The sequence below is a fragment of the Paraburkholderia sp. CNPSo 3281 genome, from assembly GCF_024206515.1.
Lineage (GTDB): Bacteria > Pseudomonadota > Gammaproteobacteria > Burkholderiales > Burkholderiaceae > Paraburkholderia > Paraburkholderia nodosa.
The window spans coordinates 21,551-45,027 of the sequence record NZ_JAMBPS010000011.1; the positions used below are offsets into that span (position 1 = coordinate 21,551).

Here is a 23,477-nt window from a genome sequence, read left to right on the forward strand (position 1 = left end):
TCGTTATCCTGCAAATTCTTCGTTCGAGGTGTGTCGGGGGGCGACGTCGCTGTAGGCGCCGGCGGCATGCAGACGATCAAAGATCATTTCAGGCAGCACGGGAGTTTCGTCGAAACGGATAGACCAATGGCTCAGCGCATCCTCAATGGCACTGACAATCGCGGCGGATGCAGGAATCGTCCCGCTCTCCCCGGCGCCTTTGACGCCAAGAGGGTTGTTCGGCGAGGGGGAAACGAGATGCGCCATCGCGATGCGGGATGGCATGTCGAGCGCGCCTGGCAGCGGAAACTCGGCGAAATTCGTCGCGAGCGGCTGGGCATTCTCGTCGTAGGCGTGGCGCTCGAGCAGCGTATTGCCGATCCCATGGGAAATCGCGCCAATCACTTGCCCCTCGACGAGCATCGGATTGATCACGTTCCCGCAATCGTGCGCAACGCCATAACACAGGACCTTCACGTAGCCAGTCCCGATATCCACCTCGACTTCCGCGAACGCCGTTCCGTTGGCGTAGACACTGGCTTTCGGGGAGAAATAATGCGTGACGGTCATGCCTGCATCCAGCCCGTCAGGAAGCGTGAACCCAGGTATCCCGTAAGACATTTGAGCGATTTTCCCGAGCGGCAACGCCCTTTCTGGCTGACCTCGCACGCGTACGACGCCACGCGCGATCTCGATCTGATCCAGCGGAACGCGAAGGGCGTTCGCAGCCAGCGCCCTGATTTTTCCGGCGAGCTTGCCGCATGCGATATGAACGGCATTTCCGGCGTTGACGGTGATCCGGCTCGCGAATGTCCCGATGCCCATTGCAAGCTTGGCCGTATCGCCGACGACTACCGTGATGGCATCCATCCCGACACCGAGCTGATCGGCCGCTATCTGGGCAAAGATGGTTTTCATTCCTTGCCCCTGCGCGCCGGCGCCACCGACGTCCAGATGTATGCGTCCGTCGTTTTGCAGCGTGACTTCCGCCCCTTCATAAGGACCGAGACCGCAACCTTCGACGTAGTTGGCAAAGCCGATCCCGAGATACCGTTGCTGCGTGCGCGCGTCCTCCTGACGGGCGCGAAACGCGTCCAGACCGGCAAGCTCGACCGCCTTTTCCTGAGTCTCCGGATAGTCTCCGGAGTCATACACCATCTGCGAACCGTCGCGGAATATCAGGCCGGTTTTGTACGGCAGCTGTTCCGGCTGCACGAAATTGCGGCGTCGAATTTCCAGGCGGGTGAGGCCGAGCTGGTCGGCTGCCGCATCGAGCATCCGCTCCATCGCGAATACCGCTTTAGGCCGTCCCGCGCCACGCACCGGCGTGGTCGGCACCATGTTCGTGCACGCGACTTTCAGCTTCACGTCGAATGCCGGGACGACATACGGACCCAGCGACGAGGTCACCGCGATGATCGGCACGACAATGCCCCACGGCACGTACGCACCGTTATCGTGGACCACGGAGCCGCGCACGCCGAGGATCTTTCCGTCCTTGTCGAGCGCCATCTCGAGATCCCACAGTTGATCGCGCTCCTGGGTAATGCACAGGAAGTGCTCGCGCCGATCTTCGGTCCACTTGACCGGCACACCTAGCCTGAGTGCCGCGGAGGCCACGACGAACTCTTCCGGATAGGCGATACCCTTGGGACCGAAAGCCCCTCCGACGTCCGGCATGATGACCCGGATCTTCGCTTCGTCGTAGCGGAGCGCTTGCGCGAGAAGACGTCTTTCGAGGTGCGGCGCCTGGCCTGAATTCCAGACGGTCAGATCGCCGGTGCCGCCATCGAGCCGCGCGAGGGTCGCGCGGCACTCCATCGGGTGCGCCGTTCCGCGATGATGCAATATCTCACGCTTGACCACGTGCGCTGCGCTCGCAAAGGCCGAGTCAACTTCGCCAAACGCAAACGGCATGTCGAGCAGGAGGTTTGTCGGAACGTCGCTGTGAGCCCGCGGCGCATCCGGGTCGAATATCTTCCTGATGTCGCCGGCAACAGGCAGCACCTCGAAATCGATCTGCACCAGGTTAGCGGCGTCTTCCGCGATGTACCGGCTTTCGGCGAGGACAACAGCAACCGCCTCGCCGACGTAGCACACCTCGTCCGCAGCCAGCGGCGACCACATGCGCGGCTCATTGAGCATGTGAGTGGGAGCGAGGACAGGCAATGGCCGCCGAAGCGCTTCATCCAGGTCGGCGGATGTCCAGACATGCTGTACGCCCGGTACAGCCTTTGCTGCTTGCGTATCGACGTGCCGGATGCGGGCGTGCGCGTGCGACGATCGCACGAAACAGCAGTGCAACGTTCCAGCAAGGTGGATATCGTCGACGAATTGCCCCTCGCCCTTGAGCAGCGCGGGGTCTTCCGTGCGCTTGACCGGTTTGCCGACATATCGCGCGCCTACGGCCGAATCCAAAGGGGAATCGCTGTTTTTTGAGTGTGCGGTAACCAGTCCGAAAACGCGATCGGGCTCGCCGCGCATTCGGGCGGCCGCGAGCAGCGCCGCTTCGACAATGGCCTGATAGCCTGTGCAGCGACAGATGTTCCCGCTGATCGCATCGCGAACTTCCGCCTCGGACGGGTCGGGGTTGGCCTCCAGAAACTCCGTGAGCGTGGTCAACATGCCTGGTGTGCAGTATCCGCACTGCAACGCATGGCGATCCTGAAACGCCTGCTGCAGGATGCCGAGCGAGCCGTCAGTATTCGTCAGCCCCTCTACGGTTGTGACCTTCCGCCCGTCGACCTGACCACAAAGCTGAAGACATGAGCGCATGGACCGTCCATCCACCAGTACCGTGCATGCCCCGCAAACACCATGCTCACAGCCATAATGCGTGCCTGTCTTGCCAAGCTCGTGACGAAGAAAATCGCCGAGCGTCACTCTGGGGTCGATGTCGCAGGTCATTGCCTGTCCGTTCAGTTCGAAGGCAATCCTTCGCTGTTCTACGAATTCGATTCTCTGATCCATGATTCCCTCAGCTTGCGTTCAATGCGCGAGCGAACGCGCGCCCAAGCGCACGCTCGGTCACGGTGCACGCGAGGCGTTTCCGATATGCGCCACTGGCACTCGTGTCGCCAATGGCATCAATCCAGCTTGCTCTGCTGGCTGCTACCTTTGCGAGACCGTCGCTGGGCTGCAGCCCCTGGAGGACGTCGTCAAGCTGCAGACGACAAGGTTTGCCGCCCATCCCGCACAGGACGACGTCAGCACGGCCGATAGCGCGATTTGCGTCGACGGACACCATGGCCGCGGCGCCGACGATTGCGAAGTCCCCATGCCTGCGCGCGAATTCCTCGAACGCATATCCGTGCGGCTCGTTCCAGATGCGAAGGCGAATTTGCGTCACCATTTCGTCCGATTCGATCGAAGTCGTCATGAAGCCGCACGCGAACTCATGAAATGGGATACGCCGCTCTCCGCGGGGTCCCACAGCGACGATGGTCGCATTGAAGATTTCGGCGAGTGCGGGCTGCTCCGAGGCCGGGTCGAGGTTGCAAACGCTTCCGACAAAAGTGCCCCGATTTCGCGTCTGAATATGACCGACCAATCGATACGCCTCGACCATCAGCGGTGCGTATTGATGAATCAGAGGAGAGTGCTCGATATCCCGCTGGCGAACCAGTGCGCCGATGCAGACCTCGCCGCCTTCCAACGCTATCTCGTTGAGGCCGGGTATCGCGTTCAAGTCGATCAGATGGTCCACATACGCGTAACGCATGGCCAGCATCGGCATCAGCGTCTGCCCGCCAGCGATGAGGCGTGCGTTGTCCAGCGTGGCAAGTAGCTCGACAGCACGCGCCACGCTTTCCGGGCGGTGCCAGGTAAAGGGTGCTGATTTCACTTCTCACCTTCCAAGAATGTGTATTGCGCAGGCACCGTGATCGAAGCCGTAGGTACCTCCGCCGGTGATGTGCGCCAGCCCGATTCGCGGACCGCGCGACTTGTCTTTCGCTACCTGCCGTGCGCCGCAGCGACCCTGCAACTGACGGGTTATTTCGACGATCTGCGCGATTCCCGACGCGCCAAGCGGATGGCCCCTGCAGAGCAGACCGCCGGACGGGTTGAACGGAATCCGCCCGTTCAGCGACGTTTGACCTTCTCTGATCAAACCCGCCCCCTCTCCGTGGCGGGCAAAACCCAGTGCTTCGTAGTACAGCAATTCGGCAATGGTGAAGGCATCGTGACACTCGACGAGATCGATGTCGGAAGGGCCGATGCCGCAGGATTCGTAGGTTTCGTTCGCACAACGCATCGTGACCTCGGGAGTCGTCATATCCCTGCCTCCCTGCATGTAACGGCCCGACGTCAGATGGGACGCAAGAATCGTCACGGCGCCTTGCCGATTCGCAATGGCAAGGCCGGAGGCCGCAAGTACCACCGCCGATGCGCCGTCGCCCAGCGGGCAGCACTGATGCAACGTCAGCGGCGAGGCCACCTGTCGGCTGCCGAGCACCTCATCCACCGAAATGGTGCTGCGGATCTGTGCATAGGGGTTGAGCGCACCATTCGCCCTGGCCTTGACCGCGATCTGCGCGAGATCGCGAGGCGATAAATCGAATTCGTGCATGTATCGCTGTGCGCGCATTGCGTACAGCGCCGGCATCGTCAATCCGTTCGCCGCCTCGACATCCTCATCGCCCAGGTCAAGCGGGCCGCCCCCGAGACGAGTCAATTGCTCTGCTCCGACCACGACGGCACAATCCACCGCCCCCGCGGCAATCGCGAGCCAGGCGTGCCGAAATGCGCTCGCTGACGACGAGCAGGCATTTTCGAAATTCGCCGCTTCGATGCCGGTCAGCCCCGTCTCCCGTGCGATACGTTGGGCGGCCAATGGACCACCGGATACTGTTCCGCAATACATGGCGCCGATGCGCGATCGATCGATTCCAGCTTCGTCAAGTGCTTCGATGACCGCTGGCGCGGCGAGTTGTGGAAGACTCACTTCCGGGAAACGCCCAAAGCGAACCATGCCTGTGCCAACGACGCTCACGCTCCTCAAACCGTTCGTCACGCTCATGAACTTGCCTGCCCGGAAACTTCGCCGGGCGCGGCAAAGAAGTAGATGAACTGGCTCGCTCGTTTGTTTGCTGGTTTCACTCGCAATTCGAGTTGCTGCCCCGTCTGGACAGCGCCAACCTCCATTTCGATGCGCCCGAAAACCCTCAGGCCGTCACTAAAGTCCACATAACCGACGGTATAGGGCGTGTCGACGCCCCTTGGTCCCATATGCACCACGCTGTGGCAGTAGAGGGTGCCGATTGCCGGCAACGGCAACGCAACGAAGTCACGACCGCCGCAGTGCGGGCACACGGTGAGTACCGGATAGATCGGCGCTTCGCAACCGGAGCACTTCGCCCCGAGTAATGACCAACCCTTCCCGCCTCTAACAACCGAGGCTGTGCCTAATCGTCTGAAACCGTTCACGCTGGCTCCCATTTCTGTTTGAGCTTCATGGTGTAGTGTGTATTACACTATAGTACTAAGCGGCAGCGAGAAAGGTAGGGAAAACCCGGCACTGCCGATGCGTCCGATTCCGAAAGACGTTCCGCAGTCTCGCTTGCTGGCGATTTTTGCCAACGGGGGGCAGAATGCCTTCCAGACCGATAGTTTTGGAGCTCGTGAGTGGAAATAGCGAAGGCAGGAAGAAAGAAGCCCATCTCGCGGGGAGAGGCTTCCTCGAAGGACGGCGTAGAGGGATATCAGCAGCGCGTTAGCAGGGAAAAGCGCGCGCTGATCCTGGAGGTTGCGATCGCAACGTTCCTGGAAAGCGGATACGACGCGGCCACGATGGATTCCATTGGCGATCGCGCGACAGTGTCATACGCGACCCTGTACAAACATTTTCCCAGCAAGGAAACGCTATTCGTCGAAGCGGTGGACCATTTGATCCATCAGCTATTCTCAAGCTGGAAAGATCACGTCGTGCCCGACGACGTCGAACCCGGCCTGCGCGAAATTGGACGCGCATTCTGCGAACTCGTTTCGGATGCGCGTTTGATTTCCGCGATGCGCCTGATCATTGGGCAAGTGCGAAACTTTCCCGCCGTGGGCGCCCGCTTTCAGCTTGCGAAGCATTTATTCAGCGATATTACGGACGCCTGGTTGCAAAGGCGCGTTGACGAAGACGAGTTGCGTGTTGCCGACGTGCAGCTCGCACGCGCAGAGTTCATTGGCATGCTGGGCGAAACCGTTTTTTATCCTCGCCTGATGCAAACCGATTACGCCCTATCCGACGATCACGTAGAACGCATCGTCGAGAGCGCCATTTGCACTTTCCTGGCGCGATATCGAGTGCAATGAATCGCATCGCAGCGATCCCGCCGCGTCCCTCCCGCTGCGGGGTCTACCAGACAACAATCGCAGCCGCAACTGCGACGAGACCCACATGAGCGATTCCAATGACATTCGCTTCCTGCTGACCATACAGGAAGCGGGCAGCCTCATTGCGGCAGCGAGAAAGCTTGGGCTTTCGCCGCCAGCGATCACGCAGCGGTTGCAGCAGATCGAAAGAAAGCTCGATCTCCGTCTCGTCGACCGCACCGCTCGCCGCTTACGGTTCACGGAAGAGGGAATGCTGCTGTGTCAACGCGGCGCGCGCCTGGTGACACAGTTCGACACGCTGTTCGAGGATTTGCGCGCACGCCGCGGCGGGCTCGTCGGCACCGTGAGGGTTCGCGCGCCACTAGGTTTCGGGCGGCGCTATCTCGCTTCCGTCGTATCCGGCTTCCAGCAAGGCAACCCCGACGTCGACATCGAGTTGACGCTCACCGATCAACCATTGATTGAGTCGGCCGACCGCTATGACATCGTGGTTCACATCGGCGAACTGCCTGCGTCCAATATGATCGGCTACGCGATTGCGCCGAATGCACGTTTCGTGTGTGCATCCCCCGCGTTTCTGAAGCGCTTTCCGAAGCCGGAAACCCCTGACGACCTGGCGCAACTGCCATGTATCGTGCTGCGAGAGAACAACGAAGATGCATCGCTCTGGCGATTCCGCAAGGGCCGCACGGCGCGCAGCATCCGCGTGTCGTCGAAGTTGAGCTGTAACGATGGCGAGGTGATTCGCCAATGGGCGTGTGAGGGCCGCGGCGTCATTCTCCGCTCGGAATGGGACGTTGCCGGCGATATCGCGAAGGGAAACCTCGTGCGACTGCTCCCTGCATGGAAGACGCACGACGCCGATGTGATCGCGCTCACCAACAGTCGCGCCGGCTTGCCCACCCGCACCCGGCAATTCATGCAATATCTGCAGGCACAGTTTCGGCCACAGCCGCCGTGGCGAAGCCAGGCGACGCCTCGAAAGACATTCAATCTTTCTGAATGATTGATTTCGTCCGACTGAATTCCCGGCGCCTGGTCGAACTCTATACTTGATGCCATGAACGAACCGCATGGAGGCCTCGCTCATGAGCAATCCATCTGTACCGACCGGCTATCCGAAGGCGGTCCTCTTCGATCTCCTGACTGCACTGCTCGACTCGTGGACGCTCTGGAACCGTTGCGCAGGCTCGGAACAGGCGGGGCGTGCGTGGCGCGCCGAGTATTTGCGTCTAACCTACGGGTGCGGGCGCTATGTCGCTTACGAACAGCTGGTAAAGGAATCCGCGGCGCACGTGGGCTTGCCCGAATCCGCCGCACTCGCGCTTGAGGCAGACTGGCTTCAGCTGACCCCGTGGAGCGGTGCTGTCGAGGCATTGCAACAACTTCAATCGCGTTGCAAGATCGCCATCATAACCAACTGCTCGATACGACTTGGCCGCCAGGCGGCAGGAATCATTCCCGTCAAATGGGATGCGGTGATCACCGCCGAAGAAGCCGGAACCTACAAACCCGACCCGAGGCCCTATCGCCTGGCGCTCGACGTGCTCGGCGTGACGCCTTCAGAGGCCGTCTTCGTCGCCGGATCGAGCTACGACATGTTCGGCACCGCCTCGGTCGGCTTGCGGACTTATTGGCACAACAGGGTTGCCCTGCCATTGGTAGAAGGTGCGCCGCCTCCTGAAATCGAGGCGCCGACACTGGAAGCACTCGTGCCCTGGTGCAGCCGGTTTGACGCTTCGACGCACAACAACCTGCCCGTCTGAAATCATGAAACTTGATGAACTCGATACCCCTGCGGCGCTGGTCGATATCCCGCGGATGAACAGGAATATTGCGCGCATGCAGTCGCGCATGAACGCGCTCGGCGTGAGGTTTCGCCCGCACGTGAAAACGACCAAATGTCTGGAGGTCGTGCGGGCGCAATTGGCAGCCGGCGCGAACGGCATCACGGTATCGACGCTGAAAGAAGCGGAAGCGTTCTTTGCGGCTGGCGTGACCGATATTCTCTATGCGGTCAGTATCGCGCCGTCGAAGCTGCCTAGAGCGATGGCGCTCAGACAACGGGGCTGCGATCTGAAGCTGGTGGTGGATAACACGCGCGCAGCGGTAGAGGTTGCGAAGTTTTGCGCCGGACAGCAGGAAGCCTTCGAAGTCTGGATCGAGGTGGATACAGATGGGCATCGCTCAGGGATCGCACCGGAGCAGGATGCGTTGCTGGAGGTCGGGCGCATCCTGCACGACAGCGGCGTCAAGCTTGGCGGCGTGATGACGCACGCGGGATCCAGCTACGAGCTTCACACGCCTGACGCGCTGTCTGCGCTCGCCGAGCAGGAACGCTCGGGCTGTGTTCGCGCAGCGCAACGGCTGCGTGACGCGGGCCTCCCTTGTGACGCGGTGAGCGTCGGTTCGACACCCACCGCGTTGTCCGCCGGGAAACTCGATGGCGTATCCGAGGTGCGCGCGGGTGTTTACGTCTTTTTTGATCTCGTGATGCGCAACATCGGCGTATGCTCAGCCGATGACATCGCTTTGAGCGTGCTCACGACGGTCATCGGCCATCAGCCGGAAAAAGACTGGGTGATTGTGGACGCAGGCTGGATGGCGATGAGCCGCGACCGCGGGACGTCGCGGCAGACGGAAGATTTCGGATATGGTCTGCCCTGCAGCCTCGATGGCACGCCTTTGACCGACTGGGTTTTGAGCGGCGCAAACCAGGAGCACGGCATTCTGTCGCCCGCTCATGAGACGCAGCAAACAACGAGCCTGGCGACACGCTTTCCGATCGGAACGAAGCTGCGTATCCTGCCCAATCATGCCTGCGCGACGGGTACGCAGTTCCCGGAGTATCACGCGCTATCCGCAGATGGCGATACAACCGTATGGAGCCGCTTTCATGGCTGGTAACGAATCGGGCACGCGATTGCCGCGCACGGAAAACCCGGTGAACCTGCGTCCCCCGGGGGGCCACTATAGTCACGTGGCGATCGCAAACGGACTGGTATTCGTGTCCGGTCAGTTGCCGATCGACGCGCAGGGCCAAAAGCTGACGGACGCGTCGTTCGAGGTGCAGGCAGAGCAGGTGCTGGCGAATCTCAAGGTCGCGCTAGAAGGCGCAGGCAGCAGCATCGCGCAACTGGTACAGGTTCGCGTCTATCTCGACGATATCGAGCATTGGCCGAGTTTCAATCAGATCTACGCGGATTGGGCGGGCGAGACGCGGCCGGCACGCACAATTGTGCCGACGGGGCCGCTCCACTTCGGCTTCAAGATCGAGATCGAAGCGACGGCAGTGCTGTAGGTTGCTTGTGGTTGCTTGTGCTCATGGCACGAATCGCGCGAGCCGGCCGGGAAGCTGGCCTCCGGGCGCGAGTGTGACTAACTGAGCAGGCTCGATCGGATGGCCGGTATGTGAAGGCGGATTCAACCGGCCACTCGGCCCGGATCATGACCGGTTCCCCATGCGGCGGTTCTTCGAGACACCCAGTTGGGCACCAGGCGGCCGCTTCAGCATGGCTGCCTGGCCGTTCCCGGTCAGTAGCGTTTTTTCGGCGGCAACGACCGTTTGACCAGCTTGCGCACGCGTGCCACTGCAGCAGCCTTTTTGCGCTTGCGTTCTGTGGTAGGTTTTTCATAGGCTGTCCGGGCACGAAGCTCCTGAATCAACCCCGTGCGCTCGATCGCGCGACGAAAACGGCGTAATGCAACGTCCACGGGCTCGTCGGGTTTCAGAATTACGGTAGTCATTTTTTTCCCTGGTTGAGATCCGTCAGCAATGGTGAATGGTGATGAAGATGGGCACGCGGCGTCGTGGTACAGACAAGTATCTACGCCAGCCGACGCTCGCCTATCGCGCCATCAACGACGGCGAAATGCGGTTCTTGGCGATGCGGGACCGCTGCGCTCATCTTTATGTCGAAAATTGATTCGTCCTTTCGTCAGGTCGTACACCGAAAGTTCCAGCGTTACCCGATCGCCAGCAAGGATGCGAATGTGATTCTTGCGAATACGACCGGACGCGTACGCCCCTACCACCACGCCATTGTCGAGCGTGACGCGGTAGCGGCTGTCCGGCAGCACTTCTTCAACGATACCGTCGAGTTCCAGCAGTTCTTCTTTGGCCATTCAAGGTTCCTGATCGATTGGCGGGACGTGGGCCCGGATGCCGCCGTGAGGAAGAAGTCGCGAGCGTTGATCGACGCGCGCTCGCGCGGTAGTGGGAAGCATGAAGATTGCTGGGCAGCCCCTGCGTCCAGGAGGTCATCGACACCGCCTTGGCGGACGGCGAATCAGGTACGCAGGGGATGGGGCAGACGCGGCGGCTCGCAATACCGATGCGAGTCGGGGCGTGCAGTCCAGCGAGCACGGTATCGCCAGCCTCACTGGACTATCAATCAAAGGAAAGTTCGCGACGAATCAACTCGCGTCTTTTAATGCTGTGCGAAGCGAACTAATCGTGCATTGTAACCGAAGGTCGCCATTTGCCCTGCCATTTTCGGCGGGGCCAGAAGGAGGGGACGGTGTCAGCCGTGGGTGCCGACGATGCGCAGTTCGGGATAATGCGTGATGTTTGGGCACGTGTTGTTGCACCCGCCCTGGCGCTCAGATGAGTTGGGGGTTGCGAACTGTGGCGTCGTCTTTAACCGCGCATATCGATCCAGTCGCGTGCCCACAGGGTCGAGTGCTGCAATGCCTGCTCTTCACTCTTGAAGTACTCGAGCGAATAGAACCAGTAGCGGCCTTCGTCTCGCGCGCTATCGATGCGTTCGAGCAGCAGGTTGGATGAGAAGCTTCCGTCGGGCAAACGATGTGCCGAGGATTCGACGGCATAGCCGTTGTATTGTTGCATTTGTTTGTTTTGCATTTTAATTTTAATGATAGTTGAGTGCGCTCGTGCCGTGCGAAGTGCACGGGTGCGCCGATTCAAAGCGATTCGAGCCGAATACTGACGCAATCGAAGAGCGAAAAATGGCGTTGAAGCCAGAGGGGAAAATGAGGGTGCAACGAGGCGTATGGCGCCTGGCAAGCTGCTCAATAAACAGATGCCAATCAGGAGTGATCGCGCCAACTGAGGGAGACTAAACTCCGCGAGGATGTCGCTGCAACCCGGCATCCATCGGGATGCCGGGCCCTTCAACTTTACAGCGGCTTGATGTTAGCCGCTTGCAGCCCCTTCGGGCCTTGCTTCGTTTCGAAGCTCACCTTCTGATTTTCAGCCAGCGTCTTGAAGCCATCGCTCCTGATTTCGGAGAAGTGAGCGAACAGGTCGTCGCCGCCCTTGTCCGGGGTGATGAAGCCGAAGCCTTTGCTGTCGTTGAACCACTTAACGGTGCCGGTTTCCATGAAGAATCCTTGAGGAAAAAATACGAAGATTTGCTCTATTAAAGAGTGCGTGAAGCTTCAAGGAGGGAAAGGACACGAATACCGCTTAGGAGCGAGCAATTGATGAACAGCAATCGAACTTCTTGAACTTCGTGCAGCAGACTACCCGCCGGGGGGATTGGCGTCAAGGCTTATCTTGTAACTGCTTCACCACGCGCCCGTTCTGCAGGCTAAGCGATGCGGGGGGGTGCCCGGCTGCGACCCCTTGCCAGCCATGGCGTACAGGTTGGACAGAGGTGGCGGGCCGGCACTGCATGAAAATGCCTCCACCGCGTTCGCTTGATCGAATCCGCGGCCCTCTGGCAAAACCCGGCCGCCATAGACATTCAGGTTTGGCGATAGCGGTCGTTAATCAACGGCAGGTGCGATCGAGCCGAGCCGTTTTCCCTTTCTGCCCGCCACATCATTCGGTCCGATTGAACGAATCACGTAGAAAGCCTGATGAAAGCAATCGTTAACGCTCGCCATCGCACAGAGTCGAGCCCGGTTCTAATTCGCCCGAGCGCGGAAGACGACTGGCAAACCTTGAAGACGGTCTTCCTGGCCGCGCTGCTTGACAGCCCAACGGCATTCGGCCTGAGTTACGCCACCGCGGCCGCGTATAGCGAGCAGCAATGGCGCGAATGTGCTTCAGGTCAGACGCAACCGCAATATCTGGTAGCCATAGTGCAAGGGCAAGCAGTCGGTCTTATCGGCGATGCGATAAGCCGCTCGCGCGAATACAACCTGATTGCCATGTGGGTTCACTCGAAGTGCCGAGGCTTGGGAATTGCAGGTCGCCTGGTCAACGCAATCCAGGCGCGTGCGATCGAACGCGGACAGCAAAGAGTCGTGTTGAGAGTCTCGCCAGACAACACCTGCGCTGTAGGTCTCTATCGCCGACATGGCTTCCAGTTCTTGCCCGAACGAGAAGCGCTAGCCAATCAGCCCGGCATCAACGTGCAGAAAATGGAATGGAAGAGCGGTGGCTGACTGCCAGTGCGACTTCCGTTGCGAGCGGCCGAAGCGCGGCCGGTCGTATGGGACGAACGCCTGTCCGTTCTTTTCACCACAGGTGAGTTCGTGCCCGACCACATCGGGCTGTCGTCGGCCAGCATGAGACATTCGACGGCCACGGCCAGACTGGCAACCGTTGCCGGCATATGGGGCGGCCGAACGTTAGCTAGAGCCATCGGCCACTATTGCCGCGTGAGCATGAGGTTCAGGTTCTGAACCGCAGCCCCGGATGCGCCTTTGCCGAGATTATCGAAAACCGCGGACAGCAGGACGTGCCCGTGTTCGACGTCATGAAATACGCTCAAGTGCATGTCGTTCGTACCGTTCAGCACTTGTGGATCCAGGTGTTTTAAGGCGCTCGATTCGTGCAGCGGCAAGACGCGTACGTGAGTTGCCTCGGCATAGTGGCGTGCGAGGCATGCGTGTAACGTGGCGCCATCCACGCCGGGCGCCAGCAGCCGCAGCGCCAGCGGCACCGTCAGCACGATGCCCTGACGGAACGCGCCGTACGCAGGGACGAAAATGGGACGCTGCGCAAGCGAGGCGTGTTGCTGGATCTCCGGCGTGTGCTTGTGCGCGAGTTCCAGGCCATAGACCTGGTATGAAGGCGCGTTGCCGGCTCCCGGCCCCTCGTGTTCCTCCACGCCGGCACGCCCGCGTCCGGAGTAGCCGGATACCGCATGAATGCTGATCGGGTAATTGCCCGGTATGAGCCCGGCCTGCACCAACGGACGCAGCAGGCCAACTGCACCGGTCGGATAGCAACCAGGATTGGTGACCCGACGTGCGTTTGCAATTCGCTCAGCCTGCCCCGGCGTCATTTCCGGAAAACCGTAGGTCCAGTCCCGCTGTGTGCGGTGGGCGGAGCTTGCGTCGATAACCCGGACGGCAGGATTGGCAATGGCGCCCACTGCCTCGCGCGCGGCGGCATCCGGCAAACAGAGGATGGCGATGTCGCAGGCGTTGATGGCTTCTGCGCGACGCCGCGAATCTTTGCGCTCAGCAGCGGCAAGTGTGAACACTCTGATGTCCATCCGGTTGCGCAGCCGGTCGTGGATTTGCAGCCCGGTGGTGCCTTGGTCGCCGTCGATGAAAACTACGGGAGAGCTCATACGTGGATGACTCCGCTGACTGTGGGTTGTAACAGGTAAAAACGAGCCCCTATGTTGCGCGGACGGCTAGAATAGAGAAAGTTGAATTTCATAACGCAAACATTCAGTTTTTCTGAATCTGGACGCCGTCATGCGAGAGATCAGCCTGGACCGCTTGCGCACTCTGGTCGCCGTTACCGACCGTGGTTCATTTGCCGATGCGGCGCGTGCACTGCACCTGGCGCCGCCAACGGTCAGCCTGCACATCGCCGAACTCGAAGACCGCATTGGGGCTCCCCTCCTGTCACGCAAGCGCGGACATGTGGGGCCGACGTCTATCGGCGAGGTGCTGGTGGAGCGCGCGCGCCGACTGCTGGCCGACGCGGAGCAGGCGTTAGACGATGTTCAACGCCAGGTTGAGGGGCTCGAAGGGCGTGCGCGTCTCGGCGCATCCACGGGCGTGATCGCACACCTGCTGCCGCAAGCGCTCGAGGTCCTGCGCGAGCACCATCCCGCCATCGACATTCAGATTGCAGTGCTGACTTCGCAAGAAACCCTGTCCCGGCTGCTGGACGGAACGCTGGACGTCGGGCTGGTCGCGCTGCCTCAGCCCCCGGTGGCCGGGCTCGTGATAAAGCCTTGGCGCCGCGACCCTGTGATGGCCTTTGTGCCGGCGCATTGGCGGTGTCCGGCCCGCGTTACCCCTGAATGGCTCGCCGCCCAACCTCTCATTCTCAATGACGCGACCACGCGTCTCTCGCGTCTGACTGCGGAGTGGTTCGCAACCGGTGGGCAGCATCCTGCGCCGCGCATTCAGCTCAACTACAACGACGCGATCAAGAGTCTGGTAGCGGCAGGTTACGGCGCAGCGCTGTTGCCCCACGAGGCCACTACGCCATTACCCGATAAGCGCATTGTCATGCGTGCGCTGCGTCCAGCGTTGTGGCGACGGCTCGGTATTGCACATCGTGCGGGGTACGTCGAGCGTTCCGCGCAACACGTACTTGATGTGTTGTGGGATTTGCGATTGGCGTAGGCGTTGCCAATTGCCGCTCCCTGGCAGTCCGGCGAATTCAAACGCCCATAGGGGCTCTCCCTGCGCGGCTACTGATCGTGTGCGAGCGCTTCGAGACGAGCGTTACCCGCGTCTTTCGCCGCGCGCTCCGTGGCGAAGGGTTCTTCGGCTACGAGCGAGCGCCGCACTTCGCGCGCATCGAAGTCGACGAGCGAGATAACCCACACCCATCCGCCGATCTGTTCTGCCGTCTGCACGAATGCACGCACGTTGCCTTTGTCCTTGGTGTTCATTTGACCTCCTCGATAGAAAACCACCGCTGGCGTCGCCCGCGCAGCGCAACGAGGGTGCATCGGTTACGCGCTCGGCGGTGAATTGTGCAAGCACTACATAAATCGCCATCACGGTTCCCAGTTACGAGGCAAAGTTCGGGAGACGCGCGTGGGGTACGGCCCTGCTGCCCCTGCCCCGCAACAACTTTCGGGGCAAATTCCGCCGTCTCGGCACTAGAATTCAAGCATGGTTGCATTCCCGAAGGAGGCTGCCATGACTCAGTCAATGATCAGTTTTTGGGTTGGCCTTGTAGTCCTCGTTGTCGTTGCCATGGCCCTGTCCCGTCGCTACAGGCGCGAACATCCGGCAGAGAGCCTGAACCAGTGGCTCGACACGCACCATATGAGCTGGATGCATCGCAAGCACTAGCTGGCGGCTCGGGCTGACACCGAAGAGCGCTCCCATTTCCTGCACTAGAATGGGTTATCGCCCGGATTCTCGTTAGAGGAATACCATGCCGACTTACCAGTACAGGTGCGAGAAATGCGGTGAGATGTTCGAGCATGCCGAGCATCTTGCTGAACATGAATCCGCTCATCCGCCTTGCCCCAAGTGTGGCAGCGAGAAGGTTCAGCACATTCCCACACCATTTGTGGCGAAAACATCCAGAAAGTCCTGAGATCTGTTCGGTTGCTCAGGTCTGCTCCGGATGCTCCCTGTCCCGATGATGGTCCGCGGCGAGGAACATATACATCGCGGGCACGACGAACAGTGTGAACAGCGTGCCGATCGACATCCCCGTGAAGATCACGAGTCCCATCGCGTTGCGGCCGGCCGCACCCGCACCCGATGCGATCACGAGCGGCACGACGCCCAGCACCATCGCCGCCGTCGTCATCAGGATCGGCCGCAAGCGCACGCCAGCCGCTTCTTCGAGTGCTTCGCGCTTGCCGCGCCCCATGCGTTGCAGTTCATTCGCGAACTGCACGATCAGAATGCCGTGCTTGCTGACGAGGCCCATCAGCGTGACGAGGCCCACTTGCGTGTAAATGTTGAGCGTCGTGAGTCCCACGTTGATGAAGATCAGCGCGCCGAACAGCGCCATCGGCACCGACACGAGAATCACGACCGGATCGCGAAAGCTCTCGAACTGAGCGGCGAGCGCGAGAAACACGATGATCGTCGCCAACAGCAGCGTGGTCACGAAGCCGCCAGACTCCTGCACGAACTGTCGCGACAAGCCCGAATAATCGGCCGTGTATCCCGCCGGCGCAACGTCGGTGGTGGCCTTGCGCAGGAAGTCGAGGACTTCGCCCTGCGAGATGCCCGGCGCGAGCACGCCGGAAATCGTGGCCGAATTAAGCTGCTGGAAGTGATTGATCGACTCGGGCACGACGTTGCGTTTCAGATGCGTGACCGTCGATGCGGGAATCACACTGCCATTGGGCGTGCGCAAGTAATAGTCGAGCACTTGCGACGGGTTCAGCCGGTCCGTTTGCAGCACCTGCGGAATCACCTTGTATGAGCGGCCAGCAATCGAAAAATAGTTGACGAAGTTTCCGCCAAGCGCCGCGCCCAGCGTCTGGCCGACATCGCTTTGCGTCAGGCCGAGCGAAGCGACTTTGTCGCGGTCCACGAGCAACACGCTTTCCGGCTTGTCGATCTTCAGATCGCTGTCGACGAAGAAGAACATGCCGCTTTCGCGCGCCTTTTGCAGCACGGCTTGCGACACTTCGTTGAGGTTCTCGAATGGCTCCGTCGTGCTGATGACGAATTGCACGGGCAGTCCTTGCGCGCCCGGCAGGGGCGGAAACTGAAATGCGGCGACACGCGCGCCCGCGATGCCGTTCCACTTCTGCTGCAACTCCTGCTGTAATTGCGTCGCGCCCTTCTTGCGCTTGTCCCACGTCTTGAAGAGCACGCCACCGATGCCCTGGTTCAGCGTCGGCACGCCCGTGAGCTGGAACATCTGCGCGTATTCCGGCAACTGCTTCGAGATTTCGAAGACCTGATCCGCGTAGGTCTGCATCTGCTGGATCGTCGCGTTCGGCGGCCCCAGGACCTGGGACAGAACGATGCCCTGGTCCTCCTGAGGCGCAAGCTCCGATTGCGACGTCATGAAGAGATAGACGGTGCCGCACAGGAGCAGCGCGCCCATCACGACGAACACGTGCCACGTGTCGAGCAACGCATGCAACAGACGCCGGTAGCCGTGATGCACACGTTCGAACTGCCGGTCGACGAAGCGTGCGAAGCGGCCCGACTGCTGGTCCATGCGGAAAAAGCGCGAGCACATCATCGGCGAAAGCGTCAGCGCGATCACGCCCGACACGGTGACGGCGCCCGCCAGCGTGAACGCGAACTCGGTGAAAAGCGCGCCGGTCAGTCCGCCCTGAAAGCCGATCGGCACGTACACGGCGATCAGCACGACCGTCATCGCGAGAATCGGGCCGCCGAGTTCGCGCGCCGCGATCAGTGCGGCGTCGAAAGGCTGCCTGCCCTCCTCTTTCATATGCCGGTCGACGTTCTCGACCACGATGATCGCATCGTCGACGACGAGGCCGATGGCGAGCACGAGCGCAAGCAGTGTCAGCAGATTGATCGAATAGCCGAGCACCTGCATCACGAAGAACGTGCCGATCAGCGAGAGCGGCATCGCGATCACGGGCACGATCACTGCGCGCAGACTGCCAAGGAAAAGGAAGATCACGACAGTCACGATCAGCAGCGCCTCGACGAGCGTCTTCACCACTTCTGCGATCGCCGTGTTGATGAAGTCGGTCGCGTCGTAGACGATGTCGCCCGTCATGCCCGTCGGGAACTGCTTCTGCAGATCCGGGAAGATCGTTTTCACGCGCTTCGCGACGTCGAGCACGTTCGCATCGGGCGCCACCTTGATGCCGATGAACACCGATCGCTTGCCGCTGAACGCGACGTTGAAGTCGTAATTGTCCGCGCCGAGCACGACGTTCGCGACGTCTTCGAGGCGCACGATCGCGCCGTTCTTCTGCGTGACGACGAGTTTCTTGAAGTCCTCGACGGAATGCAGGTCGGTGCCCGCATTCAGGTCGACGCTGATCATCTGGCCTTTGGTCGTGCCGAGCGTCGCCAGATAGTTGTTGTTGCCGAGCGCCGTGAAGACGTCGGCGGCCGTCACGTTGTGTGCGGCGAGCCTGCCCGAGTCGAGCCATGCGCGCAGCGCGAACTGACGGCCGCCGAGAACTTCCGCCGTCTGCACGCCCTGGACCGAATCGAGCTTCGGCTTCACGACACGCAGCAGATAATCCGTGACGTTGTTGCTCGGCAGCACGTCGCTGTAAAAACCCATGTACATCGCGTCGGTGGTTTGACCCACTTGCACGGTCAGCACGGGCTGTTGCGCCTGCGGCGGCAACTGGTTGCGCACCGATGCGATCTGCGTGTTGATCTCTGTGAGCGCGCGATTGGAGTCGTAATTGAGCCGCAGCGTCGCGGTGATCGTCGAGACGCCCGTGGTGCTCGTCGACGACATGTAGTCGATACCCTGTGCCTGTGCGATCGCGGCTTCGAGCGGCTGCGTGATGAAGCCGGCCATCGTGTCGGCGCTCGCGCCATAGTACGCGGTGGTGATCGTCACCACGCCGTTTTCGGTTTGCGGATACTCGCTGACCTTCAGCGCCGCCAGCGAGCGCAAGCCGAGCACGAGTATCAGCAGACTCACCACCGATGCGAGGACCGGCCGTTCAATGAAGATGTCGGTGAATTTCATCGCGCGCTCTTCTATTGTTCCTGGGGCGTCGGGTTCGGGCTGTTCGCAGGCAGCACGCGGTTGTCGATCACGAGGGGCGTGCCGTTTTTCAGCTTCAACTGGCCGCTCGTCACGACCTGCGCGCCTTCGCTGATGCCCTTGAGAATCGCGACCTGGTCGCCGCGCGTCGGCCCCGGCGTGACGAACACCTGTTGCGCGACGGGCATGATCTTGCCTTGTGCATTCTTTTGTTCGCCGGGCTTCACGACGAACAGAGTCGCGCCATACGGGTTGTAGGTGATCGCCGTTTGCGGCAAGGTCAGATAGCGCTGCGCGCCGCCCGCATCGATCTTCACGTTCGCATACATGCCGGGCAGCAGCTTGCGCTCGCGATTGTCGACGGTCGCCTCGATCTGGACGTTGCGCGTGGTGCTGTCCACGCGCGGATTGATCGAGCGGATCTTGCCGTCGAACGTGCGGTTGCCGAACGCATCCGTATCGACGACGATGGTCTGGCCAACCTGCAATTGGCCGAGCTGCTGCTGCGGCAGAAAGAAGTCGGCGTAGATCGGGTCGATGGCTTGCAGCGTGACGATGGCGTCACCCGGATTGAGGTACTGGCCGGGGTTGACCGTCGTGATACCGACGCGTCCCGCGAACGGTGCGCGAATCGTCTTCTTTACGACGAGGGCGGCCTGTTGATCGACCTGGGCTCGTTTACTCTTGAGGTCGGCGGCGTCGGCATCGAGCTGCGCCCTCGCAATCGCCTGAATGTCGAACTGCGCCTTGTCGCGCTTGTAGACCGTTTGCGCAAGGTCCGCCGCTGCTTGCAGCGACGCGAGCTGCGCGCGGTCCGAATCGTCGTTCAGGCGCACGAGCACCTGGCCTGTCTTCACCTCCTGGCCCGAGTTGAACGCGATCTCGCGCACGAGCCCGGCCACTTCCGTCGTCACGTCGACGCCGCGCACCGCGCGCAGGCTGCCCACTGCGGCAAGCTGCGGCTGCCATGTCTGATAGCTTGCGATAGCGGCCGTGACGGTGGCGGCCGGCGCGGCGTTGCTCGCCATGAACTTCCGGATCATGTGCGCCCTGAACAGATTGAAGCCGACCAGCGCGCCGAGCAGCATGCCCACGCAGATCAGCATGATGATCATCCGCTTTGCCATCGGTTTTTTCGTCGTCATCGTCATGTCCTGGCAGGGGCGGCCATTGCACAAGGATTCATTTCGGCGTAGCCGGCGTGGGCTGGTCTGCCTGGCTCGTCGCCGTGTCGTTCCACCAGCCGCCGCCGAGCGCCTGAAACAGCGCCGCCGTGTCCGCATAGCGCGCGGCCTGCGCCTGCGCGAGATTCACGACGGTCTGCTGGTATTGACGCTGTGCATCGAGCAGCGCGAGATAGCTGACGCCGCCGATGTGAAACTGGCCGCGCGTCAGGTCGAGCGAATCGCTGGCAGCACGCCATGCTTGCGTCTGCGCGCTCAGGCCGGTTGCATCGTGCTCTAGCGCCCGTAACGTATCAGCGACGTTCTGGAATGCGAGCAGCACCGTTTGACGGTATTGCGCGTTGGCCTCGTCGAATGCGGCTTCTGCCGCGCGCTTTTGCGCGCTCAACTGGCCGCCGTGAAAGATCGGCTGCGTGATGCCTGCGCCGATGCTCCAGATCATGTCGGCGTACTTGAGAAGGCCTGCGGGTGTCAGCGCCTGCGGGCCGTAACTCGCGGAGAGCGTGAGCTGCGGATACATGTTCGCCGTCGCCACGCCGACCTGGGCGCTCGCCTGATGCAGCGTGGCGTCGGCGGCGAGAATGTCGGGGCGCTGCCGCACGAGCGAAGACGGCACGCTGACGGGCAACGTTTGCGGCAGCGTGAACATCGACATCCTGAACTCGGGCACGTCCGTATCGCTCGGCGGCTTGCCCGCGAGGACCGCGAGCTGGTGACGCGTCTGGTCGAGCGACTGGTGCAACGGCGGCAATGTCGCGCGCGTCTGCGCCACCAGCGTTTCCTGCGCAAGTACCGCTGGGCGGCTCACGCCGCCCAGCTCGAGCTGCTGGCGCATGATGCGGAGCTGTGCGTCTTCGTCGTCGGCGATGCGCGCGGTCGCTTCGATCTGCTCCCGCAGCGAAGCTTCCTTGATGGCCGCCGTCACGATGTTCGCGGACAACGCGAGATACGCAGCCTGCAGCTGAAAGCCCTGGTAATCGACCTGCGAGCGCAACGATTCGAGCTCGCGCCTTCCGCCTCCGAACACATCGAGGTTGTACGACACGCTCACCGATGCGTTATAGAGGTTCAGCAGTTCCGTGAGCTGCGGCTCGCCGAACGTGACGCCGTTGAACTTCTCGCGCGTCGCATTGGCCTTCGCATCGACGGACGGATAGAGCGTGGTGCCCATTTGCGCACGAAGATTCTCGCCGGCCTGCCTGAGCGCCGCCTGCGCCGCGGCAACGTTGGGACTGTTGTCAAGCGCTTCGCGGATCAGCGCGTCGAGCGGCTCGCAATGAAAGAGCGTCCACCACTGGGCGGGAATGTCCTGGCCGGCCACGAACTGTTGCGGGACACCCGATGCGCCCGGCGCCGAGGCGGTTTGATCGGGTAGCGGCGTGGATGTGTAAGTGCCGGTAGCGGGCGGCGCGGGCGTATGGTAATCCGGGCCGACCATGCAGCCGGACAAGGCGATCAGGACAGTGCCCCATGCAGCACGCGTAACCGTCTCGCAGGCTGCATGGCGGCGAGACGCACTGCGCGAATGCCAGTGCGAGCGGCTGCGACGGAAACCGTGGTTGACGTCATCGATCATCGATCCACCTTGTTTCACTGCGCGGAATACGAACGAAACGGCAGAGGCAGAGCTTGAAATCATGCCACAACCTGTTCACGCGACCCGCGAACGGACTTCCCGGGGGACCCGCGCCTCACCGCAGGTGCCAGCCGAATGGCGGAGTCCCGAAGCTTTCGGATGACCGAAAGGGTTCCGAAAGCGGACTGATATCTCCCGATGCCAGGTGCTGTTTGTGGTTGCCGCCGGTGGCGGTGTTCTGATCAACCTGGACTAACATGGGAAGAGGCGGCCTCTGCCCGGGACGCTGGTGGTGGTGCATGGGCTGCGTCACGTACCCGTGGAGGTCGACATGAGTGGTGAGGCATCGAACGAAAGCGGTCCCGATCTGGCACGAGGCGTGCCCATCGAATCTCTCGGCGAAGCTGGCCTGTTGTCAGGACACGTCGGTGATGACGCGGTGCTGATTGCACGGCTCGGTGCTGAATTCTTCGCTATCGACGCTGCCTGTACTCACTACCACGGCCCGCTCGCCGAGGGGTTGATCGTCGGGGACACAGTACGGTGCCCATGGCATCACGCGTGCTTCAGCCTGCGCACCGGGGAAGCGCTGCGGGCTCCTGCGCTCAGCCCTGTCGCGTGCTGGTCTACGGAGATCCGGGGCGACAAGGTTGTCGTACTGCACAAAAAAGCGCCGCCCGCAGGTTCCGTGACCTCGCCGGCCGGAGCGCCACAGAAGATCGTGATCGTCGGCGCAGGGGCTGCAGGTTTCGCTGCTGCCGAGCGTCTGCGGCGCCTCGGCTACGCGGGCAGCCTGACGATGCTGAGCGACGACGAGGCGCCGCCGGTGGACCGGCCCAACCTCTCCAAAGACTATTTGGCCGGCAGCGCGCCGGAGGAGTGGGTGCCGCTTCGAGATGATGCCTTTTACGCAGATCAGCGCATCGATCTGCGGCTGAACGCCGGCGTCTTGCGTCTTCACGTCGCCGCGCAGGAAGTGGAACTGGCGGATGGGAGCAAGGTCCCCTACGACCGCCTGCTTTTGGCCACGGGAGCCGAAGCGGTTCGCTTGCCTATCCCCGGCATGGATTTGCCGCATGTGCATACCCTTCGCACATTGGCCGACTGCCGCGCGATCATCGCTCGCGCCGCGAACTCGCGGCGCGCGGTTGTCATCGGAGCTAGCTTCATCGGACTGGAAGTGGCGGCGTCGTTGCGCGCGCGTGGACTCGAAGTCCACGTCGTGGCGCCGGAGCAGCGTCCGATGGAGCGTGTGCTGGGGCCCCAGATGGGTGAATTTGTGCAGCGGTTGCATGAAGAACACGGCGTCGTCTTCCACCTCGGGAACACCGCCAGCGCGATCGATACGCAGCAGGTATCGCTCAAAGCAGGCGGCAACCTGGAGGCCGATCTGGTGGTGGTCGGCGTCGGCGTGCGGCCGCGACTGGCACTGGCCGAGCAAGCCGGCCTCGCAATCGACCGCGGCGTAGTAGTCGACGCCTGCCTGCAGACCAGCGCGCCTGGCGTCTTCGCTGCCGGCGACATCGCTCGCTGGCCCGATCCGCACAGTGGCACGGCGATTCGCGTGGAGCACTGGGTCGTCGCGCAGCGCCAGGGACAAACGGCGGCGATGAACCTGATTGGCGGACATGAGAAGTTCGACGCCGTGCCATTCTTCTGGAGCCAGCACTACGATGTCCCGATCAACTATCTCGGGCACGCGGACAGCTGGGACGAGATTTCGGTTGACGGCGATATTGCAGGACGCGACTGTTTCCTGCGCTACAAGCGAGACGGACGGGTCGTCGCCGTAGCCTCTATTTATCGCGATGTAGAAAGTCTGCGGGCAGAAGTCGATATGGAGCGCGACTTGCGTTGACACCGGAACGAATCGCAAACGGATTCTCGCCAG

The 23,477-nt window shown here is 61.5% G+C and carries 22 protein-coding genes; 9 read left to right on the forward strand and 13 right to left on the reverse strand.

Translation table 11 applies throughout. The features are described 5' to 3' along the window. Positions 1-3: 3 nt before the first annotated feature. Genes M3I56_RS14235 through M3I56_RS14250 form a run of 4 tightly spaced genes read right to left on the reverse strand, consistent with a single transcriptional unit; the run spans position 4 to position 5,406 of the window. Positions 4-2,949 carry a molybdopterin-dependent oxidoreductase gene (locus M3I56_RS14235; RefSeq protein WP_254354496.1) on the reverse strand — a complete coding sequence of 982 codons (2,946 nt, stop codon included), beginning with the start codon at positions 2,947-2,949 and terminating at the stop codon, positions 4-6. Positions 2,950-2,956: 7 nt separating this feature from the next. After that, complete coding sequence (locus M3I56_RS41360; protein WP_254354497.1) at positions 2,957-3,823, reverse strand: xanthine dehydrogenase family protein subunit M; 867 nt, start codon at positions 3,821-3,823, stop codon at positions 2,957-2,959. 3 nt (positions 3,824-3,826) lie between these two features. Next, positions 3,827-5,086 carry a thiolase family protein gene (locus M3I56_RS41365; RefSeq protein WP_254354602.1) on the reverse strand — a complete coding sequence of 420 codons (1,260 nt, stop codon included), beginning with the start codon at positions 5,084-5,086 and terminating at the stop codon, positions 3,827-3,829. Further along, positions 4,996-5,406 (reverse strand): Zn-ribbon domain-containing OB-fold protein, encoded by a 411-nt coding sequence (locus M3I56_RS14250; RefSeq protein WP_254354498.1) that lies wholly within the window; start codon positions 5,404-5,406, stop codon positions 4,996-4,998. Before M3I56_RS14250 ends, M3I56_RS41365 begins: the two co-directional genes overlap by 91 nt. 198 nt (positions 5,407-5,604) lie before the next feature. Here M3I56_RS14250 and M3I56_RS14255 point away from each other — a divergent pair, with 198 nt between their 5' ends. The 5 genes from M3I56_RS14255 to M3I56_RS14275 all read left to right on the forward strand — a co-directional run bounded on the left by M3I56_RS14255 (position 5,605) and on the right by M3I56_RS14275 (position 9,604). Next, positions 5,605-6,282, forward strand: coding sequence for a TetR/AcrR family transcriptional regulator (locus M3I56_RS14255; protein WP_254354499.1), 678 nt, complete (start codon positions 5,605-5,607; stop codon positions 6,280-6,282). An 85-nt stretch (positions 6,283-6,367) separates the two neighbouring features. Next, positions 6,368-7,309, forward strand: a complete 942-nt coding sequence (locus M3I56_RS14260; protein ID WP_254354500.1) for a LysR family transcriptional regulator — start codon at positions 6,368-6,370, stop codon at positions 7,307-7,309. 82 nt (positions 7,310-7,391) lie between these two features. Then, complete coding sequence (locus M3I56_RS14265) at positions 7,392-8,069, forward strand: HAD-IA family hydrolase (protein ID WP_254354501.1); 678 nt, start codon at positions 7,392-7,394, stop codon at positions 8,067-8,069. 4 nt (positions 8,070-8,073) lie between these two features. Then, on the forward strand, positions 8,074-9,210 hold the full coding sequence (locus M3I56_RS14270; protein WP_254354502.1) for a DSD1 family PLP-dependent enzyme: 1,137 nt from the start codon (positions 8,074-8,076) through the stop codon (positions 9,208-9,210). Continuing rightward, positions 9,200-9,604: a RidA family protein gene (locus M3I56_RS14275; RefSeq protein WP_254354503.1), complete on the forward strand. Its 405-nt coding sequence runs from the start codon at positions 9,200-9,202 to the stop codon at positions 9,602-9,604. Before M3I56_RS14270 ends, M3I56_RS14275 begins: the two co-directional genes overlap by 11 nt. 233 nt (positions 9,605-9,837) lie before the next feature. Here M3I56_RS14275 and rpsU read toward each other — a convergent pair whose 3' ends face one another. The 4 genes from rpsU to M3I56_RS14295 form a co-directional block, all read right to left on the reverse strand. Next, entirely contained in the window at positions 9,838-10,050 is a 213-nt protein-coding gene (gene rpsU, locus M3I56_RS14280) for a 30S ribosomal protein S21 (protein ID WP_081772083.1), read from the reverse strand. A gap of 111 nt (positions 10,051-10,161) precedes the next feature. Next, positions 10,162-10,428 carry a translation initiation factor IF-1 gene (gene infA, locus M3I56_RS14285; RefSeq protein WP_081772082.1) on the reverse strand — a complete coding sequence of 89 codons (267 nt, stop codon included), beginning with the start codon at positions 10,426-10,428 and terminating at the stop codon, positions 10,162-10,164. Between the two features lie 514 nt (positions 10,429-10,942). After that, a complete protein-coding gene (locus tag M3I56_RS14290) occupies positions 10,943-11,167 on the reverse strand; it encodes a hypothetical protein (protein ID WP_254354504.1) in 225 nt (74 codons plus the stop codon). Positions 11,168-11,442: 275 nt separating this feature from the next. Beyond that, complete coding sequence (locus tag M3I56_RS14295; RefSeq protein ID WP_028208954.1) at positions 11,443-11,646, reverse strand: cold-shock protein; 204 nt, start codon at positions 11,644-11,646, stop codon at positions 11,443-11,445. Positions 11,647-12,126: 480 nt separating this feature from the next. Between M3I56_RS14295 and M3I56_RS14300 the strand changes: the two genes are divergently transcribed. Next, positions 12,127-12,657 carry a GNAT family N-acetyltransferase gene (locus M3I56_RS14300; RefSeq protein ID WP_254354505.1) on the forward strand — a complete coding sequence of 177 codons (531 nt, stop codon included), beginning with the start codon at positions 12,127-12,129 and terminating at the stop codon, positions 12,655-12,657. Between the two features lie 206 nt (positions 12,658-12,863). On the opposite strand, the gene argC is transcribed toward M3I56_RS14300, so the two are convergent. Continuing rightward, entirely contained in the window at positions 12,864-13,793 is a 930-nt protein-coding gene (gene argC, locus M3I56_RS14305; RefSeq protein ID WP_254354506.1) for an N-acetyl-gamma-glutamyl-phosphate reductase, read from the reverse strand. 130 nt (positions 13,794-13,923) lie between these two features. Between argC and M3I56_RS14310 the strand changes: the two genes are divergently transcribed. Then, a complete protein-coding gene (locus M3I56_RS14310) occupies positions 13,924-14,808 on the forward strand; it encodes a LysR family transcriptional regulator (RefSeq protein ID WP_254354507.1) in 885 nt (294 codons plus the stop codon). A gap of 68 nt (positions 14,809-14,876) precedes the next feature. Here M3I56_RS14310 and M3I56_RS14315 read toward each other — a convergent pair whose 3' ends face one another. Continuing rightward, a complete protein-coding gene (locus M3I56_RS14315; RefSeq protein ID WP_233888910.1) occupies positions 14,877-15,080 on the reverse strand; it encodes a hypothetical protein in 204 nt (67 codons plus the stop codon). A gap of 494 nt (positions 15,081-15,574) precedes the next feature. Between M3I56_RS14315 and M3I56_RS14320 the strand changes: the two genes are divergently transcribed. Continuing rightward, a complete protein-coding gene (locus M3I56_RS14320) occupies positions 15,575-15,739 on the forward strand; it encodes a zinc ribbon domain-containing protein (RefSeq protein ID WP_028208948.1) in 165 nt (54 codons plus the stop codon). Positions 15,740-15,754: 15 nt separating this feature from the next. Here the strand turns inward: M3I56_RS14320 and M3I56_RS14325 are convergent, their stop codons facing one another. From M3I56_RS14325 to M3I56_RS14335, 3 genes are read right to left on the reverse strand one after another with little or no spacing between them, the layout of a single operon-like run. Then, positions 15,755-18,808 carry an efflux RND transporter permease subunit gene (locus M3I56_RS14325; protein WP_254354508.1) on the reverse strand — a complete coding sequence of 1,018 codons (3,054 nt, stop codon included), beginning with the start codon at positions 18,806-18,808 and terminating at the stop codon, positions 15,755-15,757. Between the two features lie 11 nt (positions 18,809-18,819). Further along, positions 18,820-19,971 carry an efflux RND transporter periplasmic adaptor subunit gene (locus tag M3I56_RS14330; RefSeq protein ID WP_254354509.1) on the reverse strand — a complete coding sequence of 384 codons (1,152 nt, stop codon included), beginning with the start codon at positions 19,969-19,971 and terminating at the stop codon, positions 18,820-18,822. A gap of 37 nt (positions 19,972-20,008) precedes the next feature. Continuing rightward, the gene (locus tag M3I56_RS14335) at positions 20,009-21,586 is read right to left on the reverse strand and encodes an efflux transporter outer membrane subunit (RefSeq protein ID WP_302056839.1); all 1,578 of its coding nucleotides are present in this window, start codon (positions 21,584-21,586) and stop codon (positions 20,009-20,011) included. 331 nt (positions 21,587-21,917) lie between these two features. Here M3I56_RS14335 and M3I56_RS14340 point away from each other — a divergent pair, with 331 nt between their 5' ends. After that, positions 21,918-23,444, forward strand: coding sequence for an FAD-dependent oxidoreductase (locus M3I56_RS14340; protein ID WP_254354510.1), 1,527 nt, complete (start codon positions 21,918-21,920; stop codon positions 23,442-23,444). Positions 23,445-23,477 lie beyond the last annotated feature (33 nt).